Here is a 16,868-nt window from a genome sequence, read left to right on the forward strand (position 1 = left end):
AAGGGAACGCTGCCGTCGCCTGAGGAGAAAATTAGAAATGACCTTCGTCGTCACCGACAACTGCATCAAGTGCAAGTACACCGACTGTGTAGAAGTCTGTCCGGTGGACTGCTTCTACGAAGGCCCGAACTTCCTGGTCATTCACCCGGATGAGTGCATCGACTGTGCACTGTGCGAGCCTGAGTGCCCCGCCGTTGCGATCTTCTCGGAAGATGAAGTGCCGGCCGGCATGGAAAACTTCATCGAGCTCAACGCCGAGCTGGCCGAAATCTGGCCGAACATCACCGAGAAGAAGGATTCGATGCCAGACGCTGCAGAGTGGGATGGCAAGCCGGGCAAGATTGCAGATCTGGAGCGTTGATCGACGCCGGATCAATGAAAAAGGCCCTTCGGGGCCTTTTTTATGTTCGCTGCAGGGCCACCCACTTTTTCGCAGGCAAAAAAAAGGGGCGGTATGACCCGCCCACATTTTTTTCCGTAGTCCCTGTATTCCCTATCATCATCCTGATGAATCGCATCCCGCGATGTCCTTGGCGCTCATCCTTGAGAACCTGTGTCAGTCCGTAGACACAGTTCAGATACTATCCCCTGCAGCCGGCAGAGCAACTGGTAAAAGCTCTCAAAAAAAGTCCGGAAGGTGACGCCACCTCACAATAAACTCTTTCAATATCAATTGGTTAGACAAAATACCACGTCAAAACCGACTGGAATTTACACCCGCTTGATATAAAGGCTTACGGATCTTGTAAGCGATAACCTACAAATCCAATAACAATACGCAACCGGGAAAGGTTGCCGCCGTGGTATCGGTGTTTCTGCGCGTGTCTGAGCGCTTGAGACAGCCACGAACAAAAACGCCTCGACTGGGTCGAGGCGCCTTTTCACAGCCGTCGCAGTTACTGGAACAGCGACTCGCTGGACAGACCGTTCTTCTCCAGGATCTCCCGCAGCCGCTTGAGGCCCTCCACCTGGATCTGACGTACCCGCTCCCGCGTAAGACCAATCTCCAGGCCGACATCCTCCAGGGTGCTGCTCTCATGCCCGCGCAGGCCAAAGCGGCGAATCACCACCTCACGCTGCTTGTCGGTCAGTTCGCTCAGCCACAGGTCGATGCTCTGGGACAGGTCGTCGTCCTGCAACAGCTCGCAAGGGTCGGTGGGACGATCGTCGGTGAGGGTATCGAGCAGGGTCTTGTCCGAGTCCGGGCCCAGTGAAACGTCCACCGAAGACACGCGCTCGTTCAGGCCGAGCATGCGCTTGACCTCGCCTACGGGTTTTTCCAGCAGGTTGGCGATCTCTTCCGGTGACGGCTCGTGATCGAGTTTCTGGGTCAGCTCGCGTGCTGCACGCAGGTAGACGTTCAGTTCCTTGACCACATGGATCGGCAGGCGAATGGTGCGCGTCTGGTTCATGATGGCGCGTTCGATGGTCTGCCGGATCCACCAGGTGGCGTAGGTCGAGAAACGGAACCCACGCTCGGGGTCGAACTTCTCGACTGCGCGAATCAGGCCCAGGTTGCCCTCTTCGATCAGGTCGAGCAGCGATAGACCGCGGTTGACGTAGCGGCGCGCAATCTTCACCACCAGGCGCAGGTTGCTTTCGATCATGCGTTTGCGCCCGGCAGGGTCGCCACTTTGCGACAAACGCGCAAAATGAACTTCTTCTTCCGGGGAAAGCAGGGGCGAAAAGCCGATTTCGTTGAGGTAGAGCTGAGTTGCATCAAGTGCTCGAGTGTAATCGATGTACTTGTGCTGTTTGAGCGGTGAGCCTTGTTTGGCCCGGGTCCGAACCGGAGATACAGCAGGTTCGTCTGACACCACATCCGTTTCCAAAACGATGCCGGTTTCCATAAGGAGCACCTCATCGTCGATGTCAAACTCCGGCACTTCTTTACTGAGAGCCATTGTTATAGTCCTTTGCTGAGTTCGAACTCAGACTCAAGCGGCGCCTTTATCCTTGGCAACGCTGAGCCTGTCCCCACTACGCGAAGGAACAGGCCGGGTACATGCTTATCAACGACGTGGCAGGAATTGCAACGGATCTACAGGTTTGCCCTGGCGGCGAATCTCGAAGTGAAGCTTCACCCGGTCGGTGCCCGTGGACCCCATTTCGGCAATTGTCTGCCCAACCTTGACCTGCTGTCCCTCCCGAACCAACAGCCTGCGGTTGTGACCGTAGGCACTGACGTAGGTATCGCTGTGCTTGATGATTACCAGTTCACCGTAGCCCCGCAAGCCACTTCCGGCGTACACAACGGAACCATCCGACGCAGCAAAAACAGGCTGTCCCAAATCACCGGCGATATCAATGCCTTTATTCAAACTACCGTTTGAAGCGAATTTTCCAATCAGCACACCGTTGGCCGGCCATGCCCAGCCACCGGCCGAACGCTCCGAAGCCGGCACCTGGACGGGGGGGGTGGCGACGACGGGCGGCGCGCTGGTACCGCCTGGAGACGTGGTTTTTGCCGGTGCCGGGGTACCTGCCGGACGACGGGTGACCGTGGTCTTGCTGGAGGGCGAGGTGGAGGTGACGACCCGCGAGCCGCTGCTGGTAGCCGTGCCGGAGCCGAAGCGGATCGCCTGGCCGGGCCGGATGGTATAGGGCGCCGGGATACCGTTGCGCGCAGCGAGCTCCTTGTAGTCCCAGCCGTAGCGAAAGGCAATCGAGAACAGCGTATCGCCCGGGCGAACCACGTACTGCCCCGTAGTGACCACCGGGCGCTTGGGCGCGGCGCTGTTGCGGTCGACCACCCGCACGCTGCTCGAAGATGAACTGGAACACCCTGAAACCAGGGTTCCCAAGGCGAGTGCAATCACCAGAAGCTTTAAGCTCGATAGACCCATGCGCTGCCGAATGACTGTGTGACTCACCCGCCGCTCCCTTATGTGGTGACCGATGTAGGAATGCAATATTGTTGCAATTATAACCGAGCGCACAGGCAATGCAGATCAACTGCTTGCCAGGTTGTGCGATCGTTCAAGAAACCGCACGCCCCATAGACCCGGCAATGCACCGGGAATTCGACGCCCGCGAAAAAAATCGACTCAGCTCAATGTTCCATTGAGCAACGGCACGAAGCGTACGTCACACAGTTTGCGCCGCGAGAAGCCCTGTTCTTCGCGCACGATCAACAGCAATTGCTGTGTCTCGCCACTGGCGCCCACCGGTATCACCATGCGCCCGCCCGGTGCCAGCTGGTCGAGCAAGGCCTGGGGCACTTCGGGTGCGCCGGCGGTGACGATGATGCCATTGTAGGGGGCCAGTGCCGGCCATCCCTCGAAACCGTCGCCCCAGCGGAACACCTGGTTGCGCAGGTTCAACTCGACCAGCCGTTCCTTGGCGCGGTCCTGCAGGGGCTTGATGCGCTCTACCGAGAACACCCGCTCCACCAGCCTGGACAGCACTGCTGTCTGGTAGCCAGACCCGGTGCCGATCTCCAGCACCTTGTCCAGCGGACCGTCCTCCAGCAGCACCTCGCTCATGTACGCGACCATGAACGGCTGCGAGATGGTCTGGTTGTTGCCGATGGGCAGGGCGGTATCTTCATACGCACGGTGCGACAGCGCCTCGTCGACGAACATGTGCCGCGGGATGTTGCGCAAGGCCTCGAGCACCCGCTGGTCCTTGATGCCTTCCTCGATCAAACGCTGGATCAGCCGTTCACGGGTTCGCTGCGAAGTAAAACCGATACCATGGCGCATCAGATCCTCCGGCTCTCGCATCAGAGCAGCCCCTCCAGCCAACCCTCGAGACGGTCGAAGGCATCGTTGAAGGTGCGGTCAAGCTGTAGCGGGGTGATCGAGACATAGCCCTGCATCACCGCGTGAAAATCGGTACCCGGGCCGCCATCCTCGGCGTCGCCGGCCACCGCGATCCAGTAGCCTTCCTTGCCGCGCGGGTTGACCACCTTGGTCGGCGCCGCCGCACGTGCACGATGCCCCAGGCGTGTCAGCTGGATGCCACGGATGTGCTCCAGCGGCAGGTTGGGAATGTTCACATTGAGTACGGTGCGCGGTGGCAGCTCAAGGCTTGCATGCGCCTCGACCAGCTTGCGCGCGAAATAGGCGGCAGTGGGCAGGTTGTCCGGCAGGCGCGAGAGCAGCGAGAAGGCAAACGAGGTGCCCCCCAGGAATCGACCTTCCAGCGCCGCGGCGACCGTGCCCGAGTACAGCACGTCATCGCCCAGGTTGGCGCCCAGGTTGATACCCGAGACGACCATGTCCGGCGGATGCTCCAGCAGCCCGTTCAGGCCCAGGTGCACGCAATCGGTCGGTGTGCCGTTGAGGCTGATGTAGCCGTTGGCCAGGGTCTGCGGATGCAGCGGGCGGTCGAGCGTCAGCGAACTGCTGGCGCCGCTCTTGTCCTGGTCCGGGGCAATCACCACGCACTCGGCATAATCCGCCAGCGCAGCATGCAGCGCGGCGAGACCGGGTGCGGTGACCCCGTCGTCGTTCGAAATCAGAATACGCATGGGCTGTCCGTCTGCCCTGCCGGCACCAGATCGACGAGTTCGCGCACCACCACGGTGGCGAAGCATCCGGCCGGAAGGACGAATTCCAGTTGCAGGATATCAGGCTCGGGATAATGCCACGTCAAGCCGCCAATGGGCAGCCGCAGAATGCGACGTTCCTGTTTGAGGTTGGCATTGCCCAGCCATTGGCACAGGGCTGCCTCCTGTTCGGCCACGCGTTGCTCGATCGCACCGCCTGCCCCACTGGTGGCCGGCAGGCCCTCGCCCCACAGCGGCCCGGTAGGGTGCAGGTCGAGTATTGCCAGGCGCGGATCGCTGCACTCGGCCTCGCCCGCCGCGAAAAAGCTGCGGCTGTCGGTGAACGCCAGCAGGTCGCCGACCTGAGCCTGTTGCCAGCTGCCATCGGCAACCCGCTCGGCCAGCACCCGGTTGAACAGGTAGCTGCGTGCGCTGGACAGCAGCCGCGAGCGCACATTGCGCTGCTCGGGCAGGGCCTTGCGCTCGGCCCACTGGCGCGCATCGTGCACGTTGCCGCCCGCAAAGCCGAAGCGCTGGCTGCCGAAGTAGTTGGGCACGCCTTGTATGCGCAATTGCTCGAGGCGCGCGTCCAGGGCCTGGTGATCGGCGCTGAGCGCTGTGAGGCGCAGGGTGAAGCCGTTGGCCGAGTGCGCGCCACGCTGGAGTTTGCGCGAGTGGCGGGTGTGTCTGAGGATGCTCAGGGTTTCGTTTTCAGCCGCGCTCAGGTCAGGGTCGGCCTTGCCCGGCAGGTGCAGGCTGAACCATTGGCGAGTCAGCGCCTGACGGTCCTTGAGGCCGGCATAGCTCACGGTGCGCAGCGGTACGCCGGCGGCGCGGGCCAGGCGGCGGGCGGCCTCCTCGGTATTGAGGTCGCGTTTCTCGACCCACAGCCACAAGTGCTCGCCTTCACCCGACAGGGGAATGTCGAGCACTTCATCGACCTGGAAATCTTCGGCCGTGGCCTTGAGGATGGCGCTGCCCAGCGCCGGCCCGGCTGCCTGCGGGCCGAGCAGTTCGAGTTCGGTCATGCGCGCAGCAACAACGCGACGGCGTGAACGGCGATGCCTTCTTCACGGCCGGTGAAGCCGAGCTTCTCTTCGGTGGTGGCCTTGACGTTGACCTGGTCGAGCTCGACCTGCAGGTCCTGGGCGATCAGGGTACGCATGGTTTCGATGTGCGCGGCCATCCGGGGTGCCTGGGCCACGATGGTGGCGTCGACGTTGCCCACCTTCCAGCCCTTGGCATGGATGATCGACAGGATGTGGCGCAGCAGCACGCGGCTGTCGGCGCCCTTGAACTGCGGGTCGGTATCGGGGAAATGCTTGCCGATGTCACCCAGCGCGGCGGCGCCCAGCAGTGCATCGCTCAGCGCGTGCAGCAGCACATCGCCGTCGGAATGGGCCAGCAGGCCGAACTTGTGCGCAATGCGCACCCCACCCAAGGTGATGAAATCGCCTTCCGCGAAGCGGTGCACATCGTAGCCGTGGCCAATACGCATAAAAAAACGCCCTGATTGAGTCAGGGCGTGATTCTACCTGCTTTGCCGGGGGTTTGGCTTATTTGTAGGACTAGCCCTACGCCCGCCCCAATGCCGCCGCATGGTGGCGCAGGTGGTCATCGATGAAGCTGGCGATGAAGTAGTAGCTGTGGTCGTAGCCAGGCTGCAGGCGCAACGTCAGCGGGTAGCCAGCCGCCTGCGCGGCCTGGGCCAGCACTTCGGGCTTGAGCTGGGTTTGCAGGAAGTCGTCGCGATCGCCCTGGTCGACCAGCAGCGGCAGCGTTTCCTGCGCCTGCGCGATCAGCACGCTGGCATCCCATTCGCGCCAGCGCGAACGCTCCTCGCCCAGGTAGCGACTGAACGCCTTCTGGCCCCAGGGGCAGTCCATCGGGTTGCCGATGGGCGAGAACGCCGACACCGACACATAGCGCCCGGGGTTGCGCAAGGCGCACACCAGCGCGCCGTGCCCACCCATGGAGTGACCGCTGATGCTGCGCGCAGCGGAGGCCGGGAAATGCGCCTCCACCAGTGCCGGCAGCTCATCCACCACGTAGTCGTGCATGCGGTAGTGCTCGGCCCACGGCTGTTCGGTGGCATTGAGGTAGAACCCCGCGCCCAGGCCGAAGTCCCAGGCGCCGTCCGGGTCGTCCGGTACCTGTGGCCCGCGCGGGCTGGTGTCCGGCGCCACGATGATCAGGCCGAGCTCGGCGGCAAGCTTGTGCGCGCCGGCCTTCTGCATGAAGTTCTCGTCGGTGCAGGTCAGCCCGCTCAGCCAGTACAGCACCGGCAGCTTGCCGCCCTGCTCCGCCTGCGGCGGCAGGTACACGGCAAACACCATGTCGCACCCCAGCACGCTGGAGCGGTGCCGGTAGCGCTTGTGCCAGCCGCCGAAGCTCTTCTGGCAGGAGATGTTTTCCAGGCTCATGGCAGACCTCAGAAGTGGATGACGCTGCGGATGCTCTTGCCTTCATGCATCAGGTCGAAGGCCTTGTTGATGTCTTCCAGGCCCATGGTGTGGGTAATGAAGGTGTCCAGCGGGATCTCGCCCTGCTCGGCCATGTCCACATAGCTTGGCAGCTCGGTGCGACCACGCACGCCACCGAATGCCGAGCCGCGCCAGACGCGGCCGGTGACCAGCTGGAACGGACGCGTTGCGATCTCCTGGCCGGCACCGGCGACGCCGATGATCACCGACTCGCCCCAGCCCTTGTGGCAGCACTCCAGGGCCGCACGCATCAGTTGCACGTTGCCGATGCACTCGAACGAGAAGTCCACGCCGCCATCGGTCAGGTCCACGATCACTTCCTGGATCGGGCGATCGTAGTCCTTGGGGTTGATGCAGTCGGTGGCACCCAGCTGGCGTGCGATCTCGAACTTGGCCGGGTTGATGTCGATGGCGATGATGCGGCTGGCCTTGGCCTTGACCGCACCGATCACGGCCGACAGGCCGATGCCGCCCAGGCCGAAGATGGCCACGGTGTCACCCGGCTTGACCTTGGCGGTATTGAGTACCGCACCGATGCCGGTGGTCACGCCGCAACCAAGCAGGCACACCTTCTCCAGCGGGGCCTCTTTCTGGATCTTGGCCACGGAAATTTCCGGCAGCACGGTGTATTCGGAAAAGGTCGAGGTGCCCATGTAGTGGAACAGCGGCTGACCCTTGTAGGCAAAACGGGTGGTGCCGTCGGGCATCAGGCCCTTGCCCTGGGTCGCGCGGATGGCCTGGCACAGGTTGGTCTTGCCCGACTTGCAGAACTTGCACTGGCGACATTCCGGGGTGTAGAGCGGGATCACGTGATCGCCCACCGCCACCGAGGTCACGCCCTCACCGATGGCCTCGACGATGGCGCCGCCTTCATGGCCCAGGATGGACGGGAAGATGCCTTCCGGGTCGGCGCCCGACAGCGTGTAGGCGTCGGTGTGGCAGACGCCGCTGGCGACCACGCGCAACAGCACTTCGCCGGCCTTGGGCATGGCCACGTCGACTTCGACGATCTCCAGCGGTTTCTTGGCTTCGAAGGCAACGGCAGCACGGGACTTGATCATCAAGGTTCTCCACAAAGGTTTCAGTTCAGGCGTGAAGTGTAATTCATCGTCTTTTGCTTAATAATCGAGCCAAACACAAAACATTATTGCCATGCAGGGATAATCGATGAGCAGCCGCTGGGAAGGGATCGACGAATTCGTCGCGGTGGCCGAATCGGGCCAGTTCACTGCGGCAGCCGAACGCCTGGGGGTATCGTCGTCGCACGTGAGCCGTGCGGTGGCGCGCCTGGAAGATCGCCTGCAGACGCGCCTTTTGTACCGCAGCACGCGCAAGGTGACCTTGAGTGAGGCCGGGCAGACCTTTCTTCAGCACTGCCAGCGCCTGCAGGATGGCCGCGAAGAGGCCCTGCGCGCCATAGGCGACCTGACCAGCGAGCCCAAGGGGCTGCTGCGCATGACCTGTGCGGTGGCCTATGGCGAGCGCTTCATCGTGCCGCTGGTCACCCGCTTCATGGCGCAGTACCCGCAGTTGCGGGTGGACATCGAGCTGACCAACCGCACCCTCGACCTGCTGCACGAAGGCATGGACATGGCGATTCGCCTGGGTCGGTTGCAGGAGTCACGCCTGGTGGCGGCACGCCTGGCCCCACGGCGCATGTACCTGTGCGCCTCGCCAGCGTACCTGGAGCGCTATGGGCGGCCCCACAGCGTGTCGGAGCTGGCGCGGCACAACTGCCTGATCGGCAGCACGGATATCTGGGCCTTGCAGCAGGAGGGCCGGGAAATCAGTCAGCGGGTGCAGGGCAACTGGCGCTGCAACAGCGGGCAGGCGGTGCTGGATGCGGCGCTGCAGGGGATGGGCCTGTGCCAGTTGCCGGACTACTACGTGCTGGAGCATCTGGGCAGTGGCGCGCTGGTGTCGCTGCTTGAAGCGCATCAGCCGCCGAATACGGCGGTGTGGGCGTTGTACCCGCAACAGCGGCACCTGTCGCCGAAGGTGCGCAAGCTGGTGGATTATCTACGGGAGAAGTTGGGACAGCTGCCTGAGTACCGCAGCGTGTAGAAAACGTCGCGGGCTCCCACAGGCAGTTCACCAGCCCCTGAACGTGCTGCAGTCCCTTGTGTGGGCTGGCTTGCCAGAGAATGGGCCACCGCGGTCAATTGCCGCGATTGGCCCAGCGCTGCCTCAGCCACTCCAGGTCTTCCGGTCGCGTCACCTTGATATTGTCGTTGCGCCCTTCGACCAGGCGCGGCGCCTGCCCCGACCATTCGATGGCCGACGCCTCGTCGGTGATCGCCACGTCCGCCACCAGGCTGTCTGCCAGCGCACGGTGCAATGCCCCCAGGCGGAACATCTGCGGGGTGTACGCCTGCCACACCGTGCTGCGGTCGATGGTGGCGCTTACCCGCCCGTTGGCATCGGCACGCTTGAGCGTGTCGCGCGCCGGCACCGCCAGCAGCCCGCCCACCGGATCATTCGCCAGCTCGCCTAGCAGGCGGTCAAGGTCGTCGCGCGCCAGGTTCGGCCGCGCCGCATCGTGCACCAGCACCCAGTCGTTGTCGGCCGCGCCCTGGGCGTGCAACAGCAGCAAGGCGTTGAGCACCGAATCGGCACGCTCGCGCCCACCTGCCGCACGCTGGATGCGCGTATCGCTGGCGCAGGCCAGGCCCGGCCAGTAAGGGTCGTCGGCAGCAATGCTGACCACCACGCCCTTGAGGCATGGATGGTCGAGAAAACAGTCGAGGCTATGCTCGAGAATCGTCCGCCCGCCCAGTTGCAGGTACTGCTTGGGACGGTCGGCCGCCATGCGGGCACCAACACCCGCGGCAGGAATCACTGCCCAGAAGGCAGGCAGGAACGCCGTCATTGGGCCAACTGGTAGAGGGTTTCACCCTCCTTGACCATACCCAGCTCATGACGAGCGCGTTCTTCGACGGTTTCCATACCTTTCTTCAACTCCAGCACTTCGGCATCAAGCACGCGATTACGCTCCAGCAGACGCTCGTTTTCAGCGTGCTGGTCGGCGATCTGCTGCTTGAGGTCGGCAACCTGGGCCAGGCTGCCGTTGCCCACCCACAGACGGTACTGCAGGCCACCCAGCAACAGGAGCAAGACGAGGAACAACCAATAGGGACTACGCATCAGGGTATCCACTGGAAAAAGGCCGCCCGTGCACAAGGGGCTGATGGCACGAAGCCTGACCGAAGCCAGGCTTTGTGGGGAAAGCACTTGCTGCACAGGGTTGCTGAAAGATTAGCTGCGTCTTTCAGCCTCACACTGCGGCCTTTTTACCATCTCTGGCTTAGCCGCGAAACTCGCCGCGACCACGGTACACAGCCTTGCTGCCCAGTTGCTCTTCGATACGCAGCAATTGGTTGTACTTGGAGACGCGGTCGGAGCGGCACAGCGAACCGGTCTTGATCTGGCCGGCAGCGGTACCCACGGCCAGGTCGGCAATGGTCGAATCTTCGGTTTCGCCCGAACGGTGCGAGATCACCGCGGTGTAACCGGCGGCCTTGGCCATCTGGATGGCTTCCAGGGTTTCGGTCAGGGTGCCGATCTGGTTGAACTTGATCAGGATCGAGTTGGCGATCTTCTTGTCGATGCCTTCCTTCAGGATCTTGGTGTTGGTCACGAACAGGTCGTCACCGACCAGTTGCACCTTGTCGCCGATCTTGTCGGTCAGGATCTTCCAGCCAGCCCAGTCGGACTCGTCCAGGCCGTCTTCGATCGAGATGATCGGGAAACGCTCGGTCAGGCCCTTGAGGTAGTCGGCAAAACCGGCTGCGTCGAACGACTTGCCTTCACCGGACAGGTTGTACTTGCCGTCCTCGTAGAACTCGCTGGCCGCACAGTCCAGCGCCAGGGTCACGTCGGTGCCCAGGGTGTAGCCGGCGTTGGCGATGGCTTCGGCGATGGCCGACAGCGCGTCTTCGTTGGAAGCCAGGTTAGGTGCGAAACCACCCTCGTCACCCACGGCGGTGTTCAGGCCACGGGCCTTCAGTACTGCCTTGAGGTGGTGGAAGATCTCGGTGCCCATGCGCAGCGCGTCGGAGAAGGTCTTGGCGCCGACCGGCTGCACCATGAACTCCTGGATGTCGACGTTGTTGTCGGCGTGCTCGCCGCCGTTGATGATGTTCATCATCGGGACCGGCATCGAGTACTGGCCAGGGGTGCCATTGAGGTTTGCGATGTGCGCGTACAGCGGCAGGTCCTGGTCCTGTGCAGCGGCCTTGGCGGCAGCCAGGGACACGGCGAGGATGGCGTTGGCGCCCAGGTTGCCTTTGTTTTCAGTACCGTCGAGCTTGATCATCGCCAGGTCGAGCGCTTTCTGCTCGACCGGGTCCTTGCCCAGCAGCAGGTCGCGGATCGGGCCGTTGATGTTGGCGACGGCCTTCAGTACGCCCTTGCCCATGTAACGGCTCTTGTCGCCATCACGCAGCTCCAGCGCTTCGCGCGAGCCAGTGGAAGCACCCGACGGCGCACAGGCGCTGCCGATGATGCCGTTGTCGAGCAGTACGTCCGCTTCGACGGTAGGGTTACCGCGCGAATCGAGAACTTCACGACCTTTGATGTCGACGATTTTTGCCATTGTTGTAAGCACTCCAGAATTGACGAAAACAACGCAGCTGAGAAAAAAACCGGGTCCGTCACAGGCGGTCGGCGCACGGGCAGGCCTGACGAGGACAAGCCCCTGACCCGGGGGTCAGGGGATGAACGGGCGGTACTTTACCGGAGAATCGAGGTTTACGCGGTTTCTACCGTCGGAAAACTCTTGACCAGTTCGTCCAGTTGCTTGAGCTGGGCCAGGAATGGCTCCAGTTTGTCCAGGCGCAGGGCGCACGGGCCGTCGCACTTGGCATTGTCAGGGTCCGGGTGGGCCTCGAGGAACAGGCCCGCCAGCCCCTGACTGAGGCCGGCCTTGGCCAGGTCGGTGACCTGGGCACGGCGGCCACCTGCGGAATCGGCGCGACCACCCGGCATCTGCAGGGCATGGGTCACGTCGAAGAACACCGGGTACTCGAACTGCTTCATGATGCCGAAGCCGAGCATGTCCACCACCAGGTTGTTGTAGCCGAAGCTCGAACCACGCTCGCAGAGGATCAGTTGGTCGTTGCCGGCCTCTTCGCACTTGCTCAGGATGTGCTTCATCTCCTGGGGTGCAAGGAACTGCGCCTTCTTGATGTTGATCACCGCGCCGGTTTTGGCCATCGCGACAACAAGGTCAGTCTGGCGCGACAGGAAGGCCGGCAGCTGGATGATGTCGCACACGTCGGCCACGGCCTGCGCCTGGTGCGGCTCGTGCACGTCGGTGATCACCGGCACGTTGAAGGTGCGCTTTATCTCTTCGAAGATCTTCATCCCCTCTTCCAGGCCAGGGCCGCGGTAGGAGTTGATCGACGAACGGTTGGCCTTGTCGAAGCTGGCCTTGAACACGTAGGGGATACCGAGTTTCTCGGTAACCCGCACGTACTCTTCGCAGACCTTCAGGGCCAGGTCACGGGATTCCAGCACGTTCATGCCGCCGAACAGGACGAACGGCTTGTTGTTGGCGATCTCGATGTTACCGACGCGAATGATCTTCTGGGTCATGGATCAGGCCTTGTTCTTTTGAGCCAATGCAGCTTTGACGAAGCCGCTAAACAGCGGGTGGCCGTCACGCGGGGTAGAGGTGAACTCCGGGTGGAACTGGCAGGCCACGAACCACGGATGGTCCTTGGACTCGACCACTTCGACCAGTGCGCCGTCGCCGGAACGACCCGAGACCACCAGGCCCGCCTCGATCAGTTGCGGCAGCAGGTTGTTGTTGACCTCGTAGCGGTGACGGTGACGCTCGACGATCACGTCCTTGGCGTAGCAGTCGTGCACCTTGGAGCCGCTTTGCAGCTGGCACTCCTGGGCGCCCAGACGCATGGTGCCGCCAAGGTCCGAGGCTTCGGTACGGGTCTCGACCGCGCCGGTGGCATCTTCCCACTCGGTGATCAGGCCCACCACCGGGTGACCGCTGGCGCGATCGAACTCGGTGGAGTTGGCGTCCTTCCAGCCCATCACGTTGCGGGCGAATTCGATGACCGCCACCTGCATGCCCAGGCAGATACCCAGGTAAGGCACCTTGTTCTCGCGAGCGTATTGAACGGCAGTGATCTTGCCTTCCACGCCGCGCAGGCCGAAACCGCCCGGTACCAGGATGGCGTCCACGCCTTCGAGCAGGCCGGTGCCCTGGTTCTCGATGTCTTCGGAGTCGATGTAGCGCAGGTTGACCTTGGTGCGGTTGCTGATGCCGGCATGGCTCATCGCTTCGATCAGCGACTTGTAGGCATCGAGCAGTTCCATGTACTTGCCGACCATGGCGATGGTGACTTCGTGCTCGGGGTTGAGCTTGGCATCGACCACCGCGTCCCACTCGGACAGGTCGGCGCTGCCGCACTGCAGGCCGAAACGCTCGACGACGAAGTCGTCCAGGCCCTGGGAGTGCAGGATGCCCGGGATCTTGTAGATGGTGTCGGCGTCTTCCAGCGCGATCACCGCACGTTCTTCAACGTTGGTGAACTGCGCGATCTTGCGGCGCGACGAGCTGTCGATCGGGTGATCGGAACGGCACACCAGCACGTCCGGCTGCAGGCCGATGGAGCGCAGCTCCTTGACCGAGTGCTGGGTAGGCTTGGTCTTGGTCTCGCCGGCGGTGGCGATGTACGGCACCAGGGTCAGGTGCATCAGCATCGCGCGCTTGGCGCCCACTTCGAAGCGCAGCTGGCGGATGGCCTCGAGGAACGGTTGCGACTCGATGTCACCCACGGTACCGCCGATCTCGACCATGGCCACGTCGGCATCGCCGGCGCCCTTGATGATGCGGCGCTTGATTTCGTCGGTGATGTGCGGGATCACCTGGATGGTGGCACCCAGGTAGTCACCACGGCGCTCCTTGCGCAGCACGTGCTCGTACACGCGGCCGGTGGTGAAGTTGTTGTTCTGGGTCATGGTCGTGCGGATGAACCGCTCGTAGTGGCCCAGGTCCAGGTCGGTCTCGGCGCCGTCGTGGGTGACGAACACTTCACCGTGCTGGAACGGGCTCATGGTGCCCGGGTCGACGTTGATGTACGGGTCCAGCTTGAGCATGGTGACCTTGAGCCCCCGCGCCTCCAGGATGGCCGCCAATGAAGCCGAGGCAATGCCTTTCCCCAATGAAGAAACAACACCGCCCGTGACGAATATGTAGCGCGTCATGAAAAACCCTAGAAGTCTGCGTTAAAGCGGTCAGTGCCGCCGGGGAAAGCGAAGGAAGGCCGAAGCCCCCGATCACCTGCGTCAATCACAGTGCATCTTAAAAAACTGCCGCGCCTGGTCAGACCGGGGGTTGAAAACCCGGTAAGGAGCTCGCTAAACATTTTTAGAATCGCCCAGCAAAAAACTGCTTGGTAATCGGCAACTGCCGTGATTCAGATGAAGTCACAGAAGTTGTATCAAGAAGGGAGCGTAGTCTACCGGAGTGTCCCTTTCATCTCAAACCTTGCGCGCTTGTCGGTACGCACCAGTGCAGTTGCCCGTCGGCAAGCCCCAGCCCCGGCAGGTTGGCCACCGCCAGCAACTGCCCGTCGCGGTACAGCAGCGGCACGCGCTGGCGGGCGAACAAGGGTAGCTGGCGCTCGTTGAGCAACCGCTTGAGGTCGCGATGGCCTCTGCCCTCGACCGCCATCCTCTCGCCGCCCTGGCGATAGCGCACCTGCAGCGGGCCCTGCGGCAACCTGCCGCTTAGTGTCAACTGGCCATTGCCGGGCAGTGCAAGCGGCTGGCGCGGGTCGAGCCAAGGCACCGGCTGCGCCGGCGGCGTGAGCCAGTGCGCATCCAGCCAGTAGATACGCAGGCCACTGCGGTGCAGCTCGCCATCGGCCAGGCGCCATACAGGACGCCCTTCGCCGCCGGCATCGCGCACGTCTTCCCAACCCGACCAGTGGCGGGTGTCCGGCAGGCGCGTGCGCGCCGCCAGCCAGTACTGCAGGGCGTTGCGCTGGCGTGCCGGGGACAGTTGGCGCAGCACCTCCAGATCCAGCGACGGGCAGCCCAACCAGGCGAAGGCATCAGGGGTCGAGGCTTGTGCGAGGTCCTGCTGCGCCACTTCATCGAGCAGGCCCTGCGCCTCGGCCAGGTGCGCGGCGCTGCGCGCCAGGCTGCGCGCCGCCTGGGGCCAGCGTCGGGTCAGCGCCGGCAGAACCTGGTGGCGCAGGTAGTTGCGCGAGAACTGGGTGTCATCGTTGCTGGGGTCTTCTATCCAGTGCAGGCCATGCGCGGTGGCGTAGGCCAGCAGTTCATCACGCGGGGTATCCAGCAAGGGTCGCAGCAGGCTGCCCTGCCCCAGCGCCCGCTGCGCCGGCATCCCCGACAGGCCACGCAGGCCGGTCCCGCGCAACAGCCGAAACAGCAGCGTCTCGGCCTGGTCGTCGCGGTGCTGGCCGGTCAGCAGCAGTTCGCCCGGGCGCAGGGCCCGGGCGAAGGCTGCATAGCGCGCGTCCCGGGCGCCCTGCTCCAGGCTGGCGCCTGGGGCGACGTGCACATGGATGATGTCCAGCGGTACGCCCAGGCTGTCGCACAGGCGCTGGCAGTGGGCCGGCCACGCATCGGCAGCGGCTTGCAGACCGTGGTGGACATGGAGGGCACGAAGGGGCGCAGCCGGCTGTTGGGCCAGCAGGTGCAGCAGCACGGTGGAGTCTAGGCCGCCAGAGAGGGCGACGCACCAGCCGGTAGCTTGGTGCCAGGGGGACAGGGTGTTGCGCAGGTCGATCATCGGTGGCCCTTCGCCGGCAAAGCCGGCTCCTACAGAAGCGAAAGGGCCACCGATGAGTTCAGATCAGAGCCCGTAGCTCATCAGGCGATCATAACGGCGCTTGAGCAGCGCGTCGTTGTCGAACGCCTTGAGCATGTCCAACTGCTCGATCAGCGAAGCGCGGATGTTGGCCGAGGCTGCCGCCGGGTCACGGTGTGCGCCGCCCAGTGGTTCGCCGATCACCTTGTCGACGATACCCAGGCCCTTGAGGCGCTCGGCCGTGATGCCCATCGCTTCGGCTGCGTCAGCAGCCTTCTCGGCAGTCTTCCACAGGATCGAGGCGCAGCCTTCCGGCGAAATCACCGCGTAGGTGGAGTACTGCAGCATGTTCAGCTGGTCGCAAACGCCGATGGCCAGTGCACCGCCCGAACCGCCTTCGCCGATCACGGTGGCGATGATCGGCGTTTTCAGGCGAGCCATCACGCGCAGGTTCCAGGCAATCGCTTCGCTCTGGTTGCGCTCTTCGGCGTCGATGCCGGGGTAGGCGCCCGGGGTGTCGATGAAGGTCAGGATCGGCATCTTGAAGCGTTCGGCCATTTCCATCAGGCGGCACGCCTTGCGGTAGCCTTCAGGGCGTGGCATGCCGAAGTTGCGGCGTACCTTCTCGCGCACTTCACGGCCTTTCTGATGACCGATCACCATCACCGGCTGGTCGTCCAGGCGGGCGATGCCACCAACGATCGCGGCGTCGTCGGAGAAGTGGCGGTCGCCATGCAGCTCGTCGAACTCGGTGAAGATGTGGTCGATGTAGTCCAGGGTGTACGGACGACGCGGGTGACGCGCCAGGCGCGCGATCTGCCAGCTGGTCAGGTTGCCGAAAATGCTCTCGGTCAGCGTGCTGCTCTTGTCTTGCAGACGGGCGATTTCATCGCCGATGTTCAGCGAGTTGTCATTGCCGACCAGGCGCAGCTCTTCGATCTTGGCTTGCAGGTCAGCAATCGGCTGTTCGAAATCCAGAAAATTCGGGTTCATAGGCATCCGTCTTGGGTCGACGGCCAGGCGGCCGGCCGGTTGATCCGTTTGGCGCCCTACCTTAAGGGATCAGGCGCATTCAGGTCGAGATTAAAAATTC

17 protein-coding genes are annotated in these 16,868 nt (G+C 63.1%); 2 read left to right on the forward strand and 15 right to left on the reverse strand.

Annotation, left to right across the window (positions count from 1 at the left end; all coding sequences use genetic code 11):
- Positions 1–37 precede the first annotated feature (37 nt).
- A complete protein-coding gene (gene fdxA / locus CR917_RS01630) occupies positions 38–361 on the forward strand; it encodes a ferredoxin FdxA (protein WP_043863281.1) in 324 nt (107 codons plus the stop codon).
- A gap of 535 nt (positions 362–896) precedes the next feature.
- Here fdxA and rpoS read toward each other — a convergent pair.
- The 8 genes from rpoS to CR917_RS01670 form a co-directional block, all read right to left on the reverse strand.
- Entirely contained in the window at positions 897–1,904 is a 1,008-nt protein-coding gene (gene rpoS, locus CR917_RS01635) for an RNA polymerase sigma factor RpoS (protein ID WP_054914992.1), read from the reverse strand.
- Between the two features lie 108 nt (positions 1,905–2,012).
- Positions 2,013–2,873, reverse strand: a complete 861-nt coding sequence (locus CR917_RS01640) for a peptidoglycan DD-metalloendopeptidase family protein (protein ID WP_104571825.1) — start codon at positions 2,871–2,873, stop codon at positions 2,013–2,015.
- A 174-nt stretch (positions 2,874–3,047) separates the two neighbouring features.
- Complete coding sequence (locus CR917_RS01645; RefSeq protein WP_162484879.1) at positions 3,048–3,725, reverse strand: protein-L-isoaspartate(D-aspartate) O-methyltransferase; 678 nt, start codon at positions 3,723–3,725, stop codon at positions 3,048–3,050.
- The gene (gene surE, locus CR917_RS01650) at positions 3,725–4,474 is read right to left on the reverse strand and encodes a 5'/3'-nucleotidase SurE (RefSeq protein ID WP_043863278.1); all 750 of its coding nucleotides are present in this window, start codon (positions 4,472–4,474) and stop codon (positions 3,725–3,727) included. The genes CR917_RS01645 and surE overlap by 1 nt, the downstream gene beginning before the upstream one ends.
- Positions 4,462–5,520, reverse strand: a complete 1,059-nt coding sequence (truD, locus tag CR917_RS01655; RefSeq protein WP_043863277.1) for a tRNA pseudouridine(13) synthase TruD — start codon at positions 5,518–5,520, stop codon at positions 4,462–4,464. Before truD ends, surE begins: the two co-directional genes overlap by 13 nt.
- The gene (gene ispF / locus CR917_RS01660; RefSeq protein ID WP_043863276.1) at positions 5,517–5,990 is read right to left on the reverse strand and encodes a 2-C-methyl-D-erythritol 2,4-cyclodiphosphate synthase; all 474 of its coding nucleotides are present in this window, start codon (positions 5,988–5,990) and stop codon (positions 5,517–5,519) included. The genes truD and ispF overlap by 4 nt, the downstream gene beginning before the upstream one ends.
- Positions 5,991–6,066: 76 nt before the next feature.
- On the reverse strand, positions 6,067–6,915 hold the full coding sequence (fghA, locus tag CR917_RS01665) for an S-formylglutathione hydrolase (protein WP_043863275.1): 849 nt from the start codon (positions 6,913–6,915) through the stop codon (positions 6,067–6,069).
- Between the two features lie 8 nt (positions 6,916–6,923).
- Positions 6,924–8,036 carry an S-(hydroxymethyl)glutathione dehydrogenase/class III alcohol dehydrogenase gene (locus tag CR917_RS01670; RefSeq protein WP_043863274.1) on the reverse strand — a complete coding sequence of 371 codons (1,113 nt, stop codon included), beginning with the start codon at positions 8,034–8,036 and terminating at the stop codon, positions 6,924–6,926.
- 106 nt (positions 8,037–8,142) lie between these two features.
- On the opposite strand from CR917_RS01670, the gene CR917_RS01675 reads away from it, so the two are divergent.
- The gene (locus tag CR917_RS01675; RefSeq protein ID WP_043863273.1) at positions 8,143–9,039 is read left to right on the forward strand and encodes a LysR substrate-binding domain-containing protein; all 897 of its coding nucleotides are present in this window, start codon (positions 8,143–8,145) and stop codon (positions 9,037–9,039) included.
- Between the two features lie 94 nt (positions 9,040–9,133).
- Here the strand turns inward: CR917_RS01675 and ispD are convergent, their stop codons facing one another.
- The 7 genes from ispD to CR917_RS01710 form a co-directional block, all read right to left on the reverse strand.
- Complete coding sequence (gene ispD, locus CR917_RS01680) at positions 9,134–9,844, reverse strand: 2-C-methyl-D-erythritol 4-phosphate cytidylyltransferase (RefSeq protein ID WP_043863272.1); 711 nt, start codon at positions 9,842–9,844, stop codon at positions 9,134–9,136.
- On the reverse strand, positions 9,841–10,119 hold the full coding sequence (ftsB, locus tag CR917_RS01685) for a cell division protein FtsB (RefSeq protein WP_043863271.1): 279 nt from the start codon (positions 10,117–10,119) through the stop codon (positions 9,841–9,843). The genes ispD and ftsB overlap by 4 nt, the downstream gene beginning before the upstream one ends.
- A gap of 160 nt (positions 10,120–10,279) precedes the next feature.
- Positions 10,280–11,569 (reverse strand): phosphopyruvate hydratase, encoded by a 1,290-nt coding sequence (gene eno / locus CR917_RS01690; RefSeq protein WP_043863270.1) that lies wholly within the window; start codon positions 11,567–11,569, stop codon positions 10,280–10,282.
- Positions 11,570–11,724: 155 nt separating this feature from the next.
- Entirely contained in the window at positions 11,725–12,570 is an 846-nt protein-coding gene (gene kdsA, locus CR917_RS01695) for a 3-deoxy-8-phosphooctulonate synthase (RefSeq protein WP_104571826.1), read from the reverse strand.
- 3 nt (positions 12,571–12,573) lie between these two features.
- Positions 12,574–14,202 carry a CTP synthase gene (locus CR917_RS01700; RefSeq protein ID WP_043863268.1) on the reverse strand — a complete coding sequence of 543 codons (1,629 nt, stop codon included), beginning with the start codon at positions 14,200–14,202 and terminating at the stop codon, positions 12,574–12,576.
- A 271-nt stretch (positions 14,203–14,473) separates the two neighbouring features.
- The gene (gene tilS, locus CR917_RS01705) at positions 14,474–15,757 is read right to left on the reverse strand and encodes a tRNA lysidine(34) synthetase TilS (protein WP_104571827.1); all 1,284 of its coding nucleotides are present in this window, start codon (positions 15,755–15,757) and stop codon (positions 14,474–14,476) included.
- 63 nt (positions 15,758–15,820) lie between these two features.
- Positions 15,821–16,768: an acetyl-CoA carboxylase carboxyltransferase subunit alpha gene (locus CR917_RS01710; RefSeq protein WP_043863266.1), complete on the reverse strand. Its 948-nt coding sequence runs from the start codon at positions 16,766–16,768 to the stop codon at positions 15,821–15,823.
- Between the last annotated feature and the right edge of the window lie 100 nt (positions 16,769–16,868).

It is taken from the genome of Pseudomonas sp. BRM28 (genome assembly GCF_002939405.1).
GTDB classification, from domain to species: Bacteria; Pseudomonadota; Gammaproteobacteria; order Pseudomonadales; family Pseudomonadaceae; genus Aquipseudomonas; species Aquipseudomonas palmensis.